Source organism: Streptomyces sp. NPDC058683, assembly GCF_042716195.1.
Taxonomy (GTDB): domain Bacteria; phylum Actinomycetota; class Actinomycetes; order Streptomycetales; family Streptomycetaceae; genus Streptomyces.
In genome coordinates this window covers 188,165-206,078 of the sequence record NZ_JBHXSK010000015.1, presented here as the reverse complement: position 1 = coordinate 206,078, position 17,914 = coordinate 188,165, and the positions used below count along the sequence as shown (strand labels likewise).

General features: G+C 72.1%; 18 protein-coding genes. 6 read left to right on the top strand and 12 right to left on the bottom strand.

What is annotated here, in order from left to right; translation table 11 throughout:
* Positions 1 to 72: 72 nt before the first annotated feature.
* Entirely contained in the window at positions 73 to 369 is a 297-nt protein-coding gene (locus tag ACFWXC_RS18840; protein ID WP_384479988.1) for a hypothetical protein, read from the bottom strand.
* 128 nt (positions 370 to 497) lie between these two features.
* Here ACFWXC_RS18840 and ACFWXC_RS18835 point away from each other — a divergent pair, with 128 nt between their 5' ends.
* Positions 498 to 1,442: an NADP-dependent oxidoreductase gene (locus ACFWXC_RS18835; protein ID WP_384479986.1), complete on the top strand. Its 945-nt coding sequence runs from the start codon at positions 498 to 500 to the stop codon at positions 1,440 to 1,442.
* Positions 1,443 to 1,469: 27 nt separating this feature from the next.
* Here the strand turns inward: ACFWXC_RS18835 and ACFWXC_RS18830 are convergent, their stop codons facing one another.
* The 4 genes from ACFWXC_RS18830 to ACFWXC_RS18815 all read right to left on the bottom strand — a co-directional run bounded on the left by ACFWXC_RS18830 (position 1,470) and on the right by ACFWXC_RS18815 (position 3,802).
* On the bottom strand, positions 1,470 to 1,784 hold the full coding sequence (locus tag ACFWXC_RS18830) for a DUF202 domain-containing protein (RefSeq protein ID WP_384479984.1): 315 nt from the start codon (positions 1,782 to 1,784) through the stop codon (positions 1,470 to 1,472).
* Entirely contained in the window at positions 1,781 to 2,173 is a 393-nt protein-coding gene (locus ACFWXC_RS18825; RefSeq protein WP_384479982.1) for a YidH family protein, read from the bottom strand. The genes ACFWXC_RS18830 and ACFWXC_RS18825 overlap by 4 nt, the downstream gene beginning before the upstream one ends.
* Before the next feature lie 192 nt (positions 2,174 to 2,365).
* Entirely contained in the window at positions 2,366 to 2,875 is a 510-nt protein-coding gene (locus ACFWXC_RS18820) for an NUDIX hydrolase (protein WP_384479980.1), read from the bottom strand.
* 33 nt (positions 2,876 to 2,908) lie between these two features.
* Positions 2,909 to 3,802: a DMT family transporter gene (locus tag ACFWXC_RS18815; RefSeq protein ID WP_384479978.1), complete on the bottom strand. Its 894-nt coding sequence runs from the start codon at positions 3,800 to 3,802 to the stop codon at positions 2,909 to 2,911.
* Positions 3,803 to 4,194: 392 nt separating this feature from the next.
* On the opposite strand from ACFWXC_RS18815, the gene ACFWXC_RS18810 reads away from it, so the two are divergent.
* The 3 genes from ACFWXC_RS18810 (at position 4,195) to ACFWXC_RS18800 (ending at position 6,569) form a co-directional block, all read left to right on the top strand.
* Positions 4,195 to 5,163, top strand: a complete 969-nt coding sequence (locus ACFWXC_RS18810) for a hypothetical protein (protein ID WP_384479976.1) — start codon at positions 4,195 to 4,197, stop codon at positions 5,161 to 5,163.
* 76 nt (positions 5,164 to 5,239) lie between these two features.
* Entirely contained in the window at positions 5,240 to 5,962 is a 723-nt protein-coding gene (locus tag ACFWXC_RS18805) for a molybdopterin-dependent oxidoreductase (RefSeq protein ID WP_384479974.1), read from the top strand.
* A complete protein-coding gene (locus ACFWXC_RS18800) occupies positions 5,946 to 6,569 on the top strand; it encodes a cytochrome b/b6 domain-containing protein (protein WP_384479973.1) in 624 nt (207 codons plus the stop codon). Before ACFWXC_RS18805 ends, ACFWXC_RS18800 begins: the two co-directional genes overlap by 17 nt.
* A 184-nt stretch (positions 6,570 to 6,753) precedes the next feature.
* On the opposite strand, the gene ACFWXC_RS18795 is transcribed toward ACFWXC_RS18800, so the two are convergent.
* Entirely contained in the window at positions 6,754 to 8,151 is a 1,398-nt protein-coding gene (locus tag ACFWXC_RS18795) for a gluconate:H+ symporter (RefSeq protein ID WP_384479971.1), read from the bottom strand.
* Between the two features lie 41 nt (positions 8,152 to 8,192).
* Positions 8,193 to 8,714: a gluconokinase gene (locus ACFWXC_RS18790; protein ID WP_384479969.1), complete on the bottom strand. Its 522-nt coding sequence runs from the start codon at positions 8,712 to 8,714 to the stop codon at positions 8,193 to 8,195.
* A gap of 160 nt (positions 8,715 to 8,874) precedes the next feature.
* Between ACFWXC_RS18790 and ACFWXC_RS18785 the strand changes: the two genes are divergently transcribed.
* The gene (locus ACFWXC_RS18785; RefSeq protein WP_384479967.1) at positions 8,875 to 9,576 is read left to right on the top strand and encodes a FadR/GntR family transcriptional regulator; all 702 of its coding nucleotides are present in this window, start codon (positions 8,875 to 8,877) and stop codon (positions 9,574 to 9,576) included.
* Between the two features lie 31 nt (positions 9,577 to 9,607).
* Here ACFWXC_RS18785 and ACFWXC_RS18780 read toward each other — a convergent pair whose 3' ends face one another.
* The 5 genes from ACFWXC_RS18780 to ACFWXC_RS18760 all read right to left on the bottom strand — a co-directional run bounded on the left by ACFWXC_RS18780 (position 9,608) and on the right by ACFWXC_RS18760 (position 16,803).
* Positions 9,608 to 10,087, bottom strand: a complete 480-nt coding sequence (locus ACFWXC_RS18780; protein WP_384479965.1) for a general stress protein — start codon at positions 10,085 to 10,087, stop codon at positions 9,608 to 9,610.
* Positions 10,088 to 10,195: 108 nt separating this feature from the next.
* The gene (locus tag ACFWXC_RS18775; RefSeq protein ID WP_384479963.1) at positions 10,196 to 10,603 is read right to left on the bottom strand and encodes a YchJ family protein; all 408 of its coding nucleotides are present in this window, start codon (positions 10,601 to 10,603) and stop codon (positions 10,196 to 10,198) included.
* 39 nt (positions 10,604 to 10,642) lie between these two features.
* A complete protein-coding gene (locus ACFWXC_RS18770) occupies positions 10,643 to 11,989 on the bottom strand; it encodes a M1 family metallopeptidase (RefSeq protein WP_384479961.1) in 1,347 nt (448 codons plus the stop codon).
* Between the two features lie 80 nt (positions 11,990 to 12,069).
* Positions 12,070 to 15,939 carry a Pls/PosA family non-ribosomal peptide synthetase gene (locus ACFWXC_RS18765; protein ID WP_384479959.1) on the bottom strand — a complete coding sequence of 1,290 codons (3,870 nt, stop codon included), beginning with the start codon at positions 15,937 to 15,939 and terminating at the stop codon, positions 12,070 to 12,072.
* Between the two features lie 420 nt (positions 15,940 to 16,359).
* On the bottom strand, positions 16,360 to 16,803 hold the full coding sequence (locus ACFWXC_RS18760) for an ATP-binding protein (RefSeq protein ID WP_384479957.1): 444 nt from the start codon (positions 16,801 to 16,803) through the stop codon (positions 16,360 to 16,362).
* A gap of 241 nt (positions 16,804 to 17,044) precedes the next feature.
* Here ACFWXC_RS18760 and ACFWXC_RS18755 point away from each other — a divergent pair, with 241 nt between their 5' ends.
* Positions 17,045 to 17,911, top strand: a complete 867-nt coding sequence (locus tag ACFWXC_RS18755; RefSeq protein ID WP_384479955.1) for a helix-turn-helix domain-containing protein — start codon at positions 17,045 to 17,047, stop codon at positions 17,909 to 17,911.
* Positions 17,912 to 17,914 lie beyond the last annotated feature (3 nt).

The following is a 17,914-nucleotide window of genomic DNA, read 5'->3' as shown; positions in this document are numbered from 1 at the left end:
TGGGGCCCGGCCGAAGAGTGACGGCTCCCCGCGCGCGCAGAGCGGGGAGCCGCCGTCCGGGCCGGGACCGTCTCAGTGGTCGTCCCAGTGACCGTTGTGCTCGGCGTGCCGGTGGCCGTCGTGCACGTAGTCGATGTGGTCGCCGTGCAGCACGCCGGGGTGGCCGCAGCCGTCGCCGTGCCGGTGGTCGTGGGCCTCGTGGGTGATGTGCCTGTCGGGTTCGCACTCGTCCCAGTGGCCGCCGTGCTCGCGGTGCAGATGCCCGTTGTGCGCGTAGTCGACGTGGTCGCCGTGCGGCACCTGGTCGTGGCCGCAGTCCGGTCCGTGGCTGTGGCCGTGTGCGGTGTGTTCCTGATGAAGGGTGGTCATGGTGTGTCGCCTTCAGCGGTACGGGTTCGGGAGGGTGGCGTGCTGCCGACGGACAGGCTGCCACGCGAACGGCACATATCCGGGCATCCCGGTTGCGTGGCGTCCGAGTACACCGGAGGGTCGTGTGCATGAAGGGCATCAGTTACAGCCGGTACGGCGAACCCGATGTGCTGGAGTACGGCGAGGTCAAGGACCCGAAGGTCGGCCCCGACACGGTGCTGGTGAAGGTCCGGGCGGCGGCCGTCAACCCGGTCGACTGGAAGTGCCGTGAGGGCCATCTGCACGGCATCATGGATGCCGTCTTCCCGGTGATCCCCGGCTGGGACGTGTCGGGGGTCGTCGTCCAGCCGGGCCCGGCCGTCACCGAGTTCGCGGTCGGCGACGAGGTGATCGGCTACGTCCGTGAGGACTTCCTGTCCCGGGGCACCTTCGCCGAGTACGTCGCCGCCCCGGTGCGCACCCTGGCCCGCAAGCCGCGCAACCTCTCCTTCGAGGAGGCCGCGGGGCTGCCGCTGGCCGGCCTCACCGCCTACCAGGTGCTGGTCCACGCCCTGGAGGTCAAGCGCGGCGAGACGGTCCTGGTGCACGCCGCCGCCGGCGGGGTCGGCTCCCTCGCGGTCCAGATCGCGGCCCACCTCGGCGCCCGGGTCATCGGTACGGCGAGCGAACGCAACCACGACTTCGTACGGGGCATCGGCGGCGAGCCGGTGGCCTACGGCCCGGGCCTGACCGAACGGGTCCGGGGACTGGCCCCGGAGGGCGTGGCCGCCGTCTTCGACACCGTCGGCGGGGAGGCCCTGACCGTCTCGGCGAATCTGCTCGCCCCCGAGGGCCGGATGGCCTCGATCGCCGACCCGGACGTCGTCGACTTCGGCGGCCGCTACTGCTGGGCGCGCCCCGACGCCGGGGACCTGACACGGCTCGCCACGCTCGCGGAACAGGGCGCGGTGACCGTCCATGTCGCCGAGACGTTTCCGCTGAAGCGGGCGGCCGACGCGCACCGGAGCAGCGAGGAGGGACGCACCCGGGGCAAGCTGGTGGTCACGGTGGAGTGGCCGGAGGAGGAGGGCTAGGGCCAGGGCTTCGGTGCGGCCGGGGGCCTATACGACCAGTGCGGCGGCGCAGAGGGCGACGGCGACCGTGCAGACCACCGCGGCGGTCGCCTGCCGCGGGGTCAGCGCCGAGGGGCGGTCGGTGGCCGCCAGGGCGCGGATACGGCGGTTGGCGACCAGGAGGAAGCCCAGCCACAGGACGCAGCAGGCGGCGCAGGCGAGCACGCCGCCGGCCGAGGCGCTGCCGTGCAGGGCGGTCTTCGCCGCGAGTACGGCGGCGACGGTCGCCGACAGTGTCGTACGACGCCAGGCCAGCCGGGTCCGCTCCGGCTGGAGCCCCGGGTCACGGGCCGGCGCCGTCATCCTTCCCACCCGACGAGCACCACGACGACCATCGCGACGGCGACCACGGCGACGACCACGCCGAGCAGGGCCGGGAACCGGGAGACCGGCAGGTCCTCGCCGCGCCGCATCGCCCGCTCGCAGCGCATCCAGTGGTTCACGGCCCGCAGCGAGCACAGCACGCCGGCGGCGAGGAGCGCGAGCGCGAGACCGACCCGCCAGGCCCAGCGGAGGTCGGGCAGGAACTGGTCCACGGCGAAGCCGCCGCCGATCAGGGCGAGGGCGGTGCGCAGCCAGGCCAGGAAGGTGCGCTCGTTGGCGAGGGAGAAACGGTAGTCGGGGGTCGTTCCTTCCTGGCGCACCTCTTCGGGGGCGAACCACAGGCGGACGTTCCGTGCGAATTCGATCACGTGCAGGGAGCCTACCGGGGAGGGGGCCGCAGTCGTTCGGCTGCCGGTGCGTGGGGGCTGGCCGCGCAGTTCCCCGCGCCCCTTACGGGGCGCTGCCCAGCCGCTTCTCTCCAGCCGCGGGCAGTCGTGCCGCATGGGCGGCACGGGTGGGCGCAGCGGCACCCTGCCGGCGCCGGTAAGCGTCCCCCCTCCTCAGCCCCGCCACTCCCGCAGTCGCTCCCACGCCGCCAGTCCGTCCGGGACCCACTCCCACTCCCCGAGCCGCGAGGCCAGTTCCTCCTCCGTCAGGAAGTCGTGCCAGGCCACCTCCTCCACCTGCGGCCGTACCGGCAGCTCGCAGCGGACCTCGTACACCGCCGACCACCAGCTGTGCCCGGCGCCGTCGTCGTACCGGAACTTGAAGAGGTACGTCGGGCGGGGCAGCCCGGACACGCCCAGTTCCTCCTCGGCCTCCCGCAGCGCCGCGTCGTCGTAGGACTCGCCCGCGCCGACCACGCCCCCGACGAACATGTCGTACAGGGAGGGGAAGACCAGCTTGGTCGCGGTGCGGCGGTGGACGAAGACGCGGTCGGCGGCGTCGCGGGCCAGGATGAAGGCGCAGCGGTGCCGCAGCCCCCGGGCGTATGCCTCACCGCGGGGTGCCTGTCCGATCACGCGGTCGTGCTCGTCGACGATGTCGAGGATTTCGTCAGCAGGCTTCATGCCGCCATCCAAGCAGGCCGGCGGCCCGGGGCATCAGCGCGGCTGGAGGTCCAGCGAGGGCTCCTTCGGCGCCGGACCGCGCGGCATCGCGGGGTGCAGCCCGAGCAGCACGATGCCCGCCACGATCGCCGCGAGCCCCGCCGCCTCCCAGGCCAGCGCCCCGGTGTCGGTGCGCAGCCGGTCCCCGAGGAAGCCGACGCCGCACAGGATCCCGGCGAGCGGCTGGGCCGCGGTGAGCGCGGGCAGCGAGTTGCGCAGCTCCGCCGTCTCGAACGCGCTCTGGACGAGGATCAGCCCGGTGACCCCGAGGACCAGCACGCCGTACGGCTGCCAGCCGGTCAGGACCTCCATGATGCCGCCCTCGGAGAAGCGGGTGCCGGTGACCCGGGTCAACGCGTCCTGTACGCCGTACAGCAGGCCGGCGGCGAGGGCGAGCAGGGTCGGCCCCGCGCTGAGCCGGGACCGTTTGGCGTAGGTGGTGAGCAGCAGGGCGAGGCCGACCGTCACACCGATGATCAGCCAGTGGCGCAGCGGGTTGGCGATGGCGTCGCCGCCGCGTGGCTGGCCCGCCAGGATGAACGTGGTGACCCCGCCCGCGAGCAGGCCGAGTCCGGCCCAGCCTTGGTGGCTCAGGGGATGCTTGGTCTGGTGGCGGGAGAGCGCGAGGGCGAAGAGGAGGTTCGTCGCCAGCAGCGGTTCGACCAGGGAGATCTCGCCCTTGCCGAGGGCGATCGCGCCGAGGATCATGCCGGCCACCATCAGGCCGATCCCGCCGAGCCAGCGCGGCACCCGCATCAGGTCGAGCAGCAGCCGGAACGAGAGGAAGTCGCTGAGCGGGGCTTTCTGGGCGACGTTCTGCTGGAGCACGAACCCGAAGCCGAGGCAACAGGCCGCACTCACGGCGAGAACCAGAACCAGAACGGACACGCTGCGTACCTCGATCATGCGGCCGGGCTACGGGGTGCGTAGTGGCCGACTGTAGCGCTCGCGGATGGGTGTTGCCCCGGGAGTACCCGGAACGGGGCGGTTGACTCGGTCACGACGCCCGAGCCGAACACGGCAGGTGGATCAGGGCGGCGGCGGGACCGGTACGGCCATGGTCCGATGCCCGGGCGGCCCGCGCCATGGCGTACGCCACAGCCGGAACCCGGAGCCCCACGGCCACGGTACGCCGAACGGACCCCGGCGCGCGTCAAGTTCCGCTGTGTTCACCGTAGTTGAACGGGGTACAAGCCCCGTTCAGCTTGACGCAAAGTCTTGGCTGGGGGTTTGCTGTGCGTGATCGGCCGATGGCAGCCCGACAACCAGGAAGTTCCGCGGTGCCCCCAACCCCGCCCCTCTTAGGCCCAGGCCGGGCCGTCGCCGAAGGTCCCCACGCGGCAGCGCACCCCGGGTGCGAACACTGTCCCGACGACGCCCTCGACGACGCCGAACTCATCTCCGCGCGAGCCGCGTTGGCCCAGGGCCGCTGGCAGTCCGCCCGCTCCCTGCTGCTCCACACGGGTGACGACTGGGACCGCCGGGGCCACCGGGTCACCGTCCTCGCCCGCGAGCCCTACGCCATCGCCTGGGCCCGCGAGTGGCTGCTCGCCGAGCCCGGCTCCGCGGGTGCCGCCACCCTCTACGCCCTGACCCTGGTCCGGCGTGCCCTGCGCGGCAAGGAACCCCCCGACCGGGCCCGCGAGGCCTGCACCGGCGCCGCCGCGCTCGCCCCCGCCGACCCCACCCCGTGGCTCGGTCTCCTCCTGCTCGCCCGCCACCTCGGCACCGACGACGAGACGCGCCGCATGTTCGACGAGGTGCGCGGCCGCCACCCCGAGCACCACCACGCCCACCACCTGATGGCCGCCCGCATCGCGGAGACCGAGACCGAGGGGACGTACGAACTGTGCGCCTTCGCGGAACGCTCGGCCGCCGAAGCCCCGGCCGACTCCCCGCTGGCCGTGCTCCCCGTCGTCGCCTACACCGAGCGGCACCGGGTGCTCGCCGCCACCGGCCGGGCGCCCGCCGATCCGGCCGCGGCCGGCCACTGGGCCGAGCCGTCCGCCCGGCGCGCCCTGACCGCGGCCTTCGACTGGTGGCTGGAGTGGGGGATCGAGGAGCACCCGCGCCGCCACGTGGACCTCAACCACCTCGCCCACGCCACCTCCGGCGCCGGCCGGTACGCGGAGGCCGCGGCCCTCTTCCAGCGCATCGGCCGCCATGCCACCCGGGCCCCCTGGTCCTACCCGGACCGCGACCCCTGCGAGGCGTTCCGGGCGGCCCGCGAGCGCGTGCTCGGCGGTTGATGAGAAGAGGTTGTGGATTTCTTACGGCGACCGGATTTCCTGGCCGGGCCCGCCCCGAGGGTGTTCGAATGAGTGCGTGAACTCTGAACGATCCGAGGAGGGCCGGCCGGTCGGCCGCCGGGTGTTCCTCGGCACCATCGGCCTGGGCGCCCTCGGTGTCGTGACCGCGCCGGTGCTGCAACGCGTCACCGAGTCGGTCCTCGGCACCTTCTCCGGCAAGGACCCGACCGGCCTGACCGGCCTGCTCCCGAACGGCGGCGGCTTCCGCTACTACTCGGTCACCGGCTCGGTGCCGAACAAGACCGCGGCGGACTACCAGCTGAAGATCGACGGCCTGGTCGACGAGCCGCGCACCTACAGCCTGGCCGACCTGCGCGCCCTGCCGCAGACCCGGCTGGTCAAGGACGTCCAGTGCGTGACCGGCTGGCGGGTGCCGGACACCCCGTTCGAGGGGGTCCGCCTCTCGCACCTGCTGGACCTGGCGGGAGTGCGCGGCAGCGCGAAGGCGATCCGCTTCACCTGCTTCGACGGCGCGTACAGCGAGAGCCTCACCCTCGACCAGGCGCGCCGGCCGGACATCCTGGTCGCGCTGCGCATGCAGAACAAGGACATCGGCCACGACCACGGCGGCCCGGTCCGCCTCTATGTGGCCCCCATGTACTTCTACAAATCGGCCAAGTGGCTCTCCGGCATCACAGTGACCGACAAGGTGCAGCCGGGATACTGGGAGCACCTCGGCTACGACGTCGACGCCTGGGTCGGCCGTTCGAACGGACGCGACGATGAGCCTACGAGCTGAGGCACCGGCCACCACGGACCGGCTGCACCGCTTCACCCCCGCCGAGCGCTGGATCCACCGCACGACGGCGGCGCTGATGGGCATCTGTGTCCTGACGGCCGCCTGCCTCTACATCCCGCAGCTGGCGATCCTGGTCGGGCGCCGCGAACTGGTCGTCCGCGTCCACGAGTGCGCGGGCCTGGCCCTGCCCGTCCCGGTCCTGCTCGGCCTCGCCTCCCGTGCCTTCCGCAGGGACCTCGGCTTCCTGAACCGCTTCGGTCCCCACGACAGGCTCTGGCTGCGGGCCGCCGTGAGCCGCGACAAGCGGCCGTCCTCCCGCCCGGCGGGCAAGTTCAACGCCGGCCAGAAGATCTACGCGAACTGGATCGCCGGTGCCACCCTGGTCATGCTCGCCACCGGCCTGCTGATGTGGTTCACCCACCTCACCCCGCTGATGTGGCGTACCTCGGCCACCTTCGTCCACGACTGGCTGGCCCTGACGATCGGCGTCGTCCTGGCGGGCCATATCGGCATGGCCATGGCCGACGCGGAGGCGAGACAGGGGCTGCGCACCGGGAAGGTCAGCAAGGAGTGGGCCAAGCGCGAGCATCCGCTGTGGCGGCCGTAGCCCTCGGGGCCCGCTCGCGGAACCTCGGCTTCGTCCCGCCGTGACGGCGCTCGGCCGAGAGGGCGGAGTCCGGCGGTGCCAGGCCGGCCCGCCACCGGACCCGGTCCGCACCCTCGGCCGTCGAGGTCCGCAGCACCTTGCCGGACCGGGCCGACCCGTCTAAATCCGGACCGGGCCGACCCGTCTAAATGATGAGGGACAGGAGGAGGACCAGGCCGCCTCCGACCACCGAGATGATCGTCTCCATGATCGACCAGGTCTTGACGGTCTGCCCGACGCTCAGCCCGAAGTACTCCTTGACCAGCCAGAAACCGGCGTCGTTGACATGGCTGAAGAAGAGCGAGCCGGCGCCGATGGCCAGGACCAGCAGGGCCGTGTGGGCCGTCGACATGTCCGCCGCCAGCGGGGCCACCAGGCCGGCCGCCGAGACGGTCGCCACCGTCGCCGAGCCCGTCGCCAGCCGGATCGCCACCGCGATCAGCCAGGCCAGCAGCAGGGCCGGGATCGACCAGTCCTTGGAGATCTCCAGGATCATCTGGCCGACACCGCAGTCGATCAGCGTCTGCTTGAAGCCGCCGCCCGCGCCGACGATGAGCAGGATGCCCGCGATGGGCATCAGGCCCTTGTCGACCGTCTGCTGGAGCCGCTCCTTGGAGAAGCCGGCCGGGCGGCCGAGCGTGAAGAAGCCGAGGACCACGGCCGCGAGCAGGGCGATCAGCGGGGAGCCGATGACGTCGAAGACCCGCTGGACGGTGTGCGTCGGGTCGTCGACGACGATGTCCACCAGTGCCTTGGCCAGCATCAGCACGACCGGGAGCAGGATCGTGATGAGGGTGACGCCGAAGCCGGGGCGCTTGTCCAGCTCCTCCGAGGGGCGCTGCGGCAGCATCCGGTCGGGGGCCGGGACGTCCACCCAGCGGGCGGCGACCTTGGAGAACAGCGGACCGGCGATGATCACGGTCGGGATGGCGACCAGGACGCCGAGCGCCAGGGTCACGCCCAGGTTCGCGTGGACCGCGTCGATCGCCACCAGCGGGCCGGGGTGCGGCGGCACCAGGCCGTGCATCACGGACAGACCGGCCAGCGCCGGGATGCCGATGCGCATCAGGGAGTAGTTGCCGCGCTTGGCGACCATCAGCACCACGGGGATCAGCAGCACGATGCCGACCTCGAAGAACAGCGGCAGACCGATCACGGAGGCGATCAGCACCATCGCCCACGGCATGGCCCGCCCGCCGGCCTTGGCGAGGATGGTGTCGACGATCTGGTCGGCGCCGCCGGAGTCGGCGAGCAGCTTGCCGAGGATCGCGCCGAGGGCGATCAGCACACCGACGCCGGCGACCGTGGAGCCGAGGCCGGCGGTGAAGCTGGTGATGACCTTGTCCAGCGGCGCCCCGGCGAACGCGCCGAGCGCGAGCGAGCCGATGGTCAGCGCCAGGAAGGCGTGGAGCTTGAACTTGGTGATGAGCAGGACGATGACGGCGAAGGCCGCGAGGACGGCGATGCCGAGCTGGGCATGTCCGGCCGAGGTGATGGGCGCGACGGCGTCCGCTGCCAGCATCTCGACGCTGAGTCTGGTCACGGGTGTTCCTTGCAGATACGGGGACGAAAAAGTGGGGGAGGTTACTGCCGGGTGAGGTCGGGCAGCGCGTCCAGGGCCCGCACGGCCCTCGCGGTGATCTCCTCGGGGGTGCCGGTGACGTCCACGGCGACGCCCGGCTCGTCCGCCGCCAGCGGTTCGAGCGTGGCGAACTGGGAGTCCAGCAGCGCGGTCGGCATGAAGTGACCCTGCCGGTGCGACATCCGGTCCTCGATGAGCTTCCGGTCACCGGTGAGGTGCACGAAGACGACGCCCGGGGCGGCGGCGCGGAGCCGGTCCCGGTACGACCGCTTCAGCGCGGAGCTGCTGACCACCCCGCCCAGGCCCTCCCGCCCGTGCGCCCAGGAGCCGATGGCGTCCAGCCACGGCCACCGGTCGGTGTCGTCCAGCGGGTGCCCGGCCGACATCTTGGCGATGTTGGCCGGCGGGTGGAAGTCGTCGCCCTCGGCGTACGGGACGCCGAGCCGGGCGGCGAGCAGAGGACCGATCGTGGTCTTGCCCGTGCCGGCGACGCCCATCACCACGACGACGTGGGGGGTCCGCATCACTGCCTCGCTGTCTTCCTCGGGATTCCTCAACGAGAGACGCCGGCGTACGACATCCGGCGTCGGCCTCACTGAAACCCATTAGGTACGACGAATTCAAGAGTCTGTGACAAATAAGTCTGACTTTTTGGCCCTGTGATCCACTCGGTACGCTGAGTGCATGAGCACCATGGGACGAGGGCTGCACGGCCGCGTACTGGACAGCCTCGGCCCCGCGATCACCGCCGGCGAGTACCCGCCGGGCAGCGTCCTGCGCACGGACGAGCTGGCCCAGCAGTTCGAGGTGTCGCGCTCCGTGATGCGTGAGGCGGTCCGGGTCCTGGAGTCCATGCACCTGGTCGAGTCCCGCCGTAGGGTCGGCGTGACGGTCCGCCCGAAGGCGGAGTGGAACGTCTACGACCCGCAGGTCATCCGCTGGCGGCTGGCCGGCGCCGACCGCCCCCACCAGCTGCGCTCGCTGACCGTGCTGCGCTCGGCGATCGAACCGCTGGCCGCGCATCTGGCGGCGAAGAGCGCCACCGCGGAGCAGTGCGCCGAGCTCACCGAGTGCGCGCTCGGCATGGTGGCCAACTCACGCGGCCACCGGCTGGAGCAGTACCTCGTGCACGACATGGCGTTCCACCGGGTGATCCTCAACGCATCCGGCAACGAGATGTTCGCCCGGCTCGGCGATGTCGTGGCCGAGGTCCTCGCCGGCCGTACCCACCACGAGGTGATGTTCGAGGACCCCGACCCGGCCGCCGTCACCCTCCATGTCCAGGTCGCCGAGGCGGTACGGGAGGGCGACGCGGTCCGCGCCGAGCAGCTGACCCGTGAGATCACGGTGGGCGCCCTCCAGGAGCTGGACGTCCTGGCGCCCTAGGGCCGCCGGGTCACCGGGGAGGGCCGGTCGCTCAGTCTTCGCGCCAGCCGAGCTTGATGAGCAGATTCTTCGCCTCGTCCGCGACCTCCGCCTGGGCGACCACGTCGTAGCGGGCGGCGACGATCTGGCTGCGGGACGCGAAGTCGCGGCGGCCGCCGGTGAACGCGTGGCCGGCGAACCCGAAGAGCGCACCGAAGATCGCGCCGTAGAACAGGCCGCTGATCATCAGCACCAGGACGTGATGGTTGCCCGCGGCGAACAGCGACAGGAGCAGGCCGACGAGCAGCCCGAACCAGGCCCCCGAGCCCGCGCCGGCCAAGGCGGCCCGGCCGCGGGTGAGCCGGCCGAGCACCGTCTCCACCATCCGCAGGTCGGAGCCGATGATCGCGGTGTGCTCCACCGGGAACTTGCTGTCGGAGAGGAAGTCGACCGCACGCTGCGCGCCCTCGTAGGTCGGGTACGAGCCGACCACCGGACGGTCGAGCGGTGCCGTGGGCGGTTGCTGGGTCATCGCAGGGCTCCCTTCCTCACCGTCCCCGTCGAACAGCCTGCTGCGAGGCGGTGACCCCCGCAAGGCGGAACCCACCGGCGGGACACACAGGGGGATCCGCTGCCGCCCCTAGCCCGGGAAGTCGCCGTCCAGGTACACCCAGGCGCCGTCGACCCGCTCGAACCGGCTGCGTTCGTGCAGGGACCCGCCCCGGTACGAGGCCCGGAACTCCACCGTCCCCGTGGAGTGGAACGCGGACCCGTCACCCGCGCCCAGGATCTCCAGCCCCGTCCAGCGCATCCCCGGGTCGAGATCGAGCCGCGCCGGCCGCGTCCGCGGATGCCAGGTACGCAGCAGATAGGCCGAGTCCCCGGTCACGAACGCGCTGTACCGCGACCGCATCAGCGCCTCGGCGGTCGGCGCGGCGGCGGCACCGGAGTGGTACCGGCCGCAGCACTCGTCGTACGGCTTGGACAGGCCGCAGGGGCAGTCGGCGGGCGGGGTGGGGCGCGAGGGGCGAGCGGTGCGACGGGACATGCGGCCCATTCTGCGGCACCGCCCGCGGACGCCCTCTCCTCAGGCCGACTCGGCCACGTCGCCCAGCACCGGCAGCGGTGGCAGCGCGGTGCGGTGGACCCAGGCGTCGAGCAGGTCGTCCAAGGGTTCCTGCGCGAACCGGGCGACATGGGCGGCGAAGGTCGCCGTGGTCACCGAGCCGCCCCGGTGCAGTCCCGCCCACGCCCGCAGCATGTGGAAGAACCGCTCGTCGCCGAGCGCGCAGCGGATCGCATGGATCGTGACCCCGCCGCGCTCGTAGAGCCGGTCGTCGAACATCGCCTTGCGGCCCGGGTGGGCGATCCGGATGTCCTGCGGCAGCCCGGACAGCAACCGGTGCGCGACGGCCGCCAGTTGCTGGGCGCTGCGACCGCCGGACCGCTCCGACCACAGCCACTCCGCGTACTTGGCGAGCCCCTCGTTCAGCCAGATGTGCCGCCAGTCCGCGATGGACACGCTGTTGCCGAACCACTGGTGGGCCAGCTCGTGCGCCACCAGCCGCTCCGAACCCCGCGCCCCATCCAGGTGGTTGACGCCGAACAGCGACAACCCCTGTGCCTCGACGGGGACATCGAACTCCTCGTCGGTGACGACGACCGCGTACTCCTCGAACGGGTAGGGCCCGAAAAGCCGTTGGAACAGGTCCATCATCGCGGGCTGCCGTGCGAAGTCCCGCGAGAACTCGGGCAGCAGATGCGCGGGTATGTGCCCGTGCATCGGTATCCCGCCGAACCCCGGGTCGCCGAGTATCACCGTCTGGAACTTGCCGATCGCCAGGCCCACCAGGTAGCTGGACGTCGGCGCCGCCTGCTCGTACACCCAGGTCGTCGTGGACGCCTTCGTGGTCCGGGTCAGCAGCCGCCCGCCGGCCACCACCGAGTACGCGGACGGGCAGGTCACCGAGATCAGGTAGGACGCCTTGTCGGCCGGCCGGTCGTTGCACGGGAACCAGGAGGGCGCGCCGGTCGGCTGGCTCGCCACCAGCGCGCCGTCCGTCAGCTCCTCCCAGCCGATCCCGCCCCAGGGGCTGTTCACCGGCCGGGGGTTGCCCGACCAGTGGATCTCCACGGTGAAGGCGGCCCCGGCGCGCAGCGGCTTGGCGGGCTTCACCCGCAGCCTGCCGCCCCGGTGCGTCCAGTGCGGCTGACGGCCGTCCACCCGGATCCGGCCGATCTTGAAGTCGGCCAGGTTCAGCTGGAACTCGGGCAGCGCCGCCCGGCCCGCGATGGCGTTGATCCGGACCGAGCCGGCCAGTCGGTTGGGGCCGGGCCGGTAGTCCAGCGTGAGCTCATAGCGATGCACCCGGTACCGGGGATCGCCGTTGTCCGGGAAGTACGGGTCCGGACCCGCTGACTGCTGCACTGCCACTTCCGCGTTCGCTCCCTGCGCCTTGCTCGAACCGTCTCTCGGTGCACCGATGCCCGCGGCCACCGAACAACGGCCCGCGCTCAGGGACGCCATGCCTCGATCGGGTTGCCGAGCCAGCGGGTGTCGTCGGGAACCGACTCCGCCGCCATGACGAGCGACGCGGGACCCAGGGTGGTACGGGCCCCGATCGTGCTGCCGGGCAGCACGATCCCGCCAGGGCCCAGTGTGGCGCCCTCACGGAGAACCACAGTATCCGTCCGCAAGATCCGGTCGTGGAAGAGGTGAGTCTGCAGGACACAGCCGCGGTTCACGGTGGCCGCGTCCTCCAGTGTGACCAGATCCGTCTCCGGCAGCCAGTAGCTCTCCACCCAGACGCCCTTGCCGATGCGCGCGCCGAGGCCGCGCAGCCAGGCCGTCATCAGGGGAGTACCCGGAACCGAGCCGGCCAGCCACGGCACCGCCAGCACCTCGACGAAGGTGTCCGCCAGCTCGTTGCGCCACACGAACGAACTCCACAGCGGGTGCTCCCCGCTGCGGTGCCGCCCGACCAGCAGCCACTTGGCCAGCACCGACACCAGGCCCGCGACGGCACCGGCGGCGAGCAGCACCAGCCCCGACAGCACCGGCGCCCAGCCGCCCAGCGCGCACAGCGCGGCGACCGTCAGCCCGGCCAGCGCCACCGAGCACAGCACCGGCACGATCCTGCACAGCTCCACCAGCGCGCGCGCCCACAGCAGCCGCGCGGGCGGCTCGTAGGTCCGGCTCTGGTCGCCGTCCGACGCGCTGCGCGGCAGCTTCACCGGCGGCAGCCCCAGGTACGACGTGCCCTTCTTCGCCTTCTTCGGCGTCGCCGACAGCACACCCACCAGACCGCCGTCCGGCACACTGCGGCCCGGCGCGGTCATCCCGGAGTTCCCGAGGAACGCCCGCCGCCCGATCTCCGCGCGCCCGATCCGCACATAGCCGCCACCGAGCTCGTACGGCGCGGTCAGCGTGTCGTCGGCCAGGAACGCGCCCTCGCCGACCGTCGTCAGGCTCGGCAGCGCGAGCACGGTCGAGACCTCGGCACCGCGCCCGATCCGCATCCCGAGCAGCCGCAGCCACACGGGCGTGACCAGACCGGCGTACAGCGGGAACAGGGTGTCGCGGGAGCGGTCCATCAGCTGGGAGACCGTCCAGGCCTGCCAGCCGATCCGGCTGTGCGTCGGATGCGTGCCGACCCGCAGGCCCAGGCTGAGCAGCCGTACGGCGACCAGGATCAGCAGCGCGTACACCAGCCCGAAGGCCAGCGTGGCCGGCACCAGGGCGACCGCCGCGCCCCGCAGGGCCTCGGCCAGGCCGTCCCCGGGAGCCACGAAACGCCCGGCGACCAGCAGCGCGACGGCACCCGCCAGCACGGGCAGCGCGCTGAGCGCGACGCCCGTCAGGCCGTACATCACCCGCCAGTAGGTGCCCCGCTGCGGCCGGTGCTTGGGCCAGTTCCGCTTGGCCTTGCCCAGCTTGACCGCCGGGGCGCCGGCCCAGCGCTGGCCGGTCGGGATCTGCCCGGTGACCGCCGAGCCGGGGGCCACCTCGGCACGCTTGCCGACGCGGGCGCCCGGGAAGAGGATGCCGCGCGTTCCGACGACCGCGTGGGCGCCGATCCGGACCGGGCCGATCACCAGCCGGTCGCCGTCCAGCCAGTGGCCGGACAGGTCCACCTCGGACTCCACGGCCGCGCCGCGCCCCACCCTGAGCAGTCCCGTGACCGGCGGCAGCGAGTGCAGGTCCACATCGGGACCGATCTTGGCGCCGAGCGCCCGCGCGTACCGCTCCAGCCAGGACCCGGTCAGCGCGGTCGCCCCGGTGAACTCGGCCAGCCGCTCGGCCGTCCACAGCCGCAGGTGCACGGAGCCGCCGCGCGGGTACCGGCCCGGCTTCACGCCCCGCAGCAGCAGCCGCGCGCCACCGGCGGCGACCGCGATCCGGCCGGGCGGGGTGTACAGGACCAGGGCCCCGACGGCCACCAGCCACCAGGGTGCGGTGGGCAGCCAGCCGTAGCCGCTCAGCACATTGCCGAGCGCGGCCAGGACGACCGTCCAGCGCAGGCCGAGCAGGGTGAACAGCGGGAGCAGCACCATGAGCTGCACCAGCTGGGCGGCGCGCGGCACCGGAGCGATCGTCCGCTGCGCGCTGTCGTCCTGCGCGGACTCCTCCAGATGGCGGGCCAGCTTGCGCAGCACCGGCTGCTGGTAGATGTCGAGGACGGCCGCGCTCGGGTAGCGGGTGCGCAGCCGGGTGGTGAGCTGGGCGGCGGACAGGCTGCCGCCGCCGATCGCGAAGAAGTCGTCGGAGGCGCTGCCCACCGGGATGCCGAGGACCTCGGTCCACTGCTCGGCGAGCCACGCCTCGGTGCCGTACAGCTGCTCGGCCTTGCCGGCCGTCTCCAGGCCCTCCAGGGGCCAGGGCAGGGCGTTGCGGTCGACCTTGCCGGAGGTGCGGGTGGGCAGCTCGGCGACGGGCGCGAGCAGCGGGACGAGGGCCGCGGGCAGCTCGGCACGCAGCTTCTCGACGGCGGCCGCCTGGTCCCAGCCGTCCTGGGTGACCACATAGCCGACAAGCAACTGGTTGCCGCTGCGGGCGGTGCGTACGGCCGCAGCGGCGCCCGCGACGCCGGGCAGCGCCTGGAGGGCCGCGTCGACCTCGCCGAGCTCGATCCGGCGGCCGCCGAGCTTGATCTGCTCGTCCGCGCGCCCGAGGAACACCAGCCCCTCGCGGTCGGCGCGCACCAGGTCACCGCTGCGGTACGCCCGCTCCCAGCCCAGCGACTCGAGGGGCGCGTACTTCTCGGCGTCCTTCTCGGCGTCGAGGTAGCGGGCCAGGCCGACCCCGCCGATCACCAGCTGGCCGCTCTCACCCAGGGACACGGGCACGCCCGCGTCGTCCACGACGGCGAGCTCCCAGCCGTTCAGCGGCAGCCCGATACGGATCGGCTCCTCGCCGGTCATCAGGGCGGCACAGGCGACGACGGTGGCCTCGGTGGGCCCGTAGGTGTTCCAGACCTCGCGGCCCTCGGTGACCAGCCGCTGTGCCAGCTCGGGCGGGCAGGCCTCGCCGCCGAAGATCAGCAGGCGGACGTCGTTGAGCGTCTCGGGCTCCCAGAGCGCGGCCAGGGTCGGCACGGTCGAGACGACGGTGATCTCCTGCTCGACCAGCCAGGGGCCGAGATCGGCGCCGCTGCGGACCTGGGAGCGGGGGACCGGGACCAGGCAGGCGCCGTAGCGCCAGGCCAGCCACATCTCCTCGCAGGAGGCGTCGAAGGCCACCGAGAGGCCCGCCATGACCCGGTCGCCGGGTCCGATCGGTTCCTCGGTGAGGAAGAGCGCGGCCTCGGCGTCCACGAAGGCGGCGGCGCTGCGGTGGGTGACGGCGACGCCCTTGGGCTTGCCGGTGGAACCGGAGGTGAAGATGATCCAGGCGTCGTGCTCGACGCCGGGCCGCCGGGCGGCGTTGCCCGCCTCGGGGTTCCGTACGTCGATCGAGAGGCCGGCGCCGAGCACGGCCGCGACCGCGGCCTCCCCGAACACCAGCGCGGCCCGCTCGTCCGGGTCCTCGGCGTCGACGGGCACATAGGCGGCACCGGCCGCGAGTACGCCGAGCACGGCGATGTACAGATCGTTGGTCCCGGACGGCACCCGCACGCCCACGCGGTCGCCGAGCCCGACCCCGGCCTCCTGGAGCCGTCGCCGCAGCCGCTCGACCTCGACCGCGAGTGCGCGGTAGGTGAGCTGGGCGGTACCGTCGTCCAGTGCGGGCTCGTCGGGATGCTCCCGTACCGTTGCTTCGAACACGTCCACGAGCGTGCGCGGCGAGGCCGCGGTTCCCGCCGAGAATCGTGCCGTGTCCCCGAACTCCTCGCGGATCTCTTCGTCGAGCAGGCCGAGAGCACTGCTCTCGTCAATCGCTGCCATCCGGTCCTCGCGTCTCGTTCCCGGAACCTCCGGGGCGCCGGCGGGTCCTCAGGTGTGCCTGGGGTTGTCCGGCTCCGGCTAGGTGACAAGCCGGAAATATTAGTACGACGCTAGGCTCCCGTTCATCTTGTGGCCACTTGGAAGCGGCCGTTCGGAGCAGTCTGTTGAATCTTAAGTCACCTCTGACCAGGCCTTCTCCGAACGTGACGAGAGATGAGACACACAGCGTGAGCCGGGCCAACGCAGTGTGAGAGAGGCCAACACGGTGTGAGGCGGGCCGACTCCACGGGCCCGGCCGCGCGCACGACGACGGCCGGTGCCGCGGCGGGGAGGGGAGATCGCCGCGGAACCGGCTGTCGCCGTGGGGGGCGGGGTGGATCGGACGGTACGGATCGGGCCGTACGGTTCAGGCGGCGCTGTTCACGCGGCGCTGACCTCGGCCCAGATGGACTTGCCCCAGGGCAGGTTGCCCACGCCCCAGCGGCCCGAGCACAGCGCGTCAAGGATCAGCAGGCCGCGCCCGCGGTCGCGTTCGACCGAGATGGGGCGCAGTCGGGGGTGGTGGTTCAGCGGATCGTGCACCTCGACCCGGGTCCGGGAGCCGTCGGTGTCGATGAGGAGGCGGACCGGGTCGTCCGGGTCGGTCTCGTACCGCAGGGAGTTGGTGACCAGTTCGCAGGTGACCAGCGCGACGGCCTCGATGTGGTCACGGGAGGCGTCCGGTGTGTGATGGATGATGAAGTCGCTCACGAACGTCCGTGCCGCCCTGGCGGACTGAGGCTCGCTCGCCAGTAACAGGACGGGCGGCGGGGCGACTTGCAGTGCACGGGTTTCGGTCGTGGTGCTCCGCTGGCGTTCGATCATGTAGATCCCCTCACGGGCATGTCCCAACGCAGGCACGGTGGTTCGCCATGCGAGTGCGGTCACTTTCGTATTTCCCGGATTCATGGTGCCTTCACGGCACAGTCGACCGCAATACGTTCCACCTGATGTGAAAAATTGCGCACCTCTGCGGGAGAGTTGCGGCACAAGCTGCGAGCCGGTGGCGAGGGTGCGGGCGGCACGGCAGACTGTCGGGCAGTTCACCGGACAGAAGGGGGAACCCGTGAGCACGCCCACGGTGCGCCGGCGACGACTCGGTGCGAAGTTGCGCGAACTGCGCGGCGAACTCACCCTCGACGAGGTCGCGGAGCACTCCGAAGGCGCGTTCGTCTCCTCGAAGCTGTCCCGGATGGAGACCGGCAAGACCGCCCCCAAGGCACCGGACATCCAGGCGCTGCTCGACCTGTACACCGCCCTCGGCCGCGACGTGAGCGACGAACTGCGCGCGGCCCTGATCACACTCACCAAGGAGGGCGGACGCCGCGACTGGTGGCACTCGTACCGGGGTGTCCTCACACCGGTGTACGAGGACCTGATCAGTCTGGAGGCCGAGGCGGAGACGGTGTCCACCTGGCAGTTGGGGATGATCCCCGGACTGCTCCAGACCGCCGAGTACGCCCGCGAGATCATCCGGGCGACCGCCATGTCCGAGGCGGTCGAGGCACGGGTCGACGCACTGGTCGAGGTACGGCTGGCACGCCAGGCCGTCCTCACCCGCGACAGCGACCCGCTGGCGCTCTGGGCGATCATCTCCGAACAGGCCCTGCGCTGCTCCACCGAGGATCCCGCCCTGATGTACGAGCAGTTGGGGCGCCTGCTTACGATGGGGCGGCGCCCGAACATCAACATCCAGGTGTTGCGCTCGGACGCCCCCCTGCACGCCGGGCTGACCGGCACCTTCAGCATCCTGGGCTTCGGTCCGCACACGGACCTGGACGTCGTCCACCAGGAAGGGCTGACCTCCGCCCTGTACATCGAGGAACGTGATCGGGTCTCCACGCACCGGGCCGCGTGGCAACGCCTCACGTCTGCCGCCGAGTCCGTCGAGGCGTCGGTGGAACTGATCACCCAGATAAGGAAGAACGAATAGCGA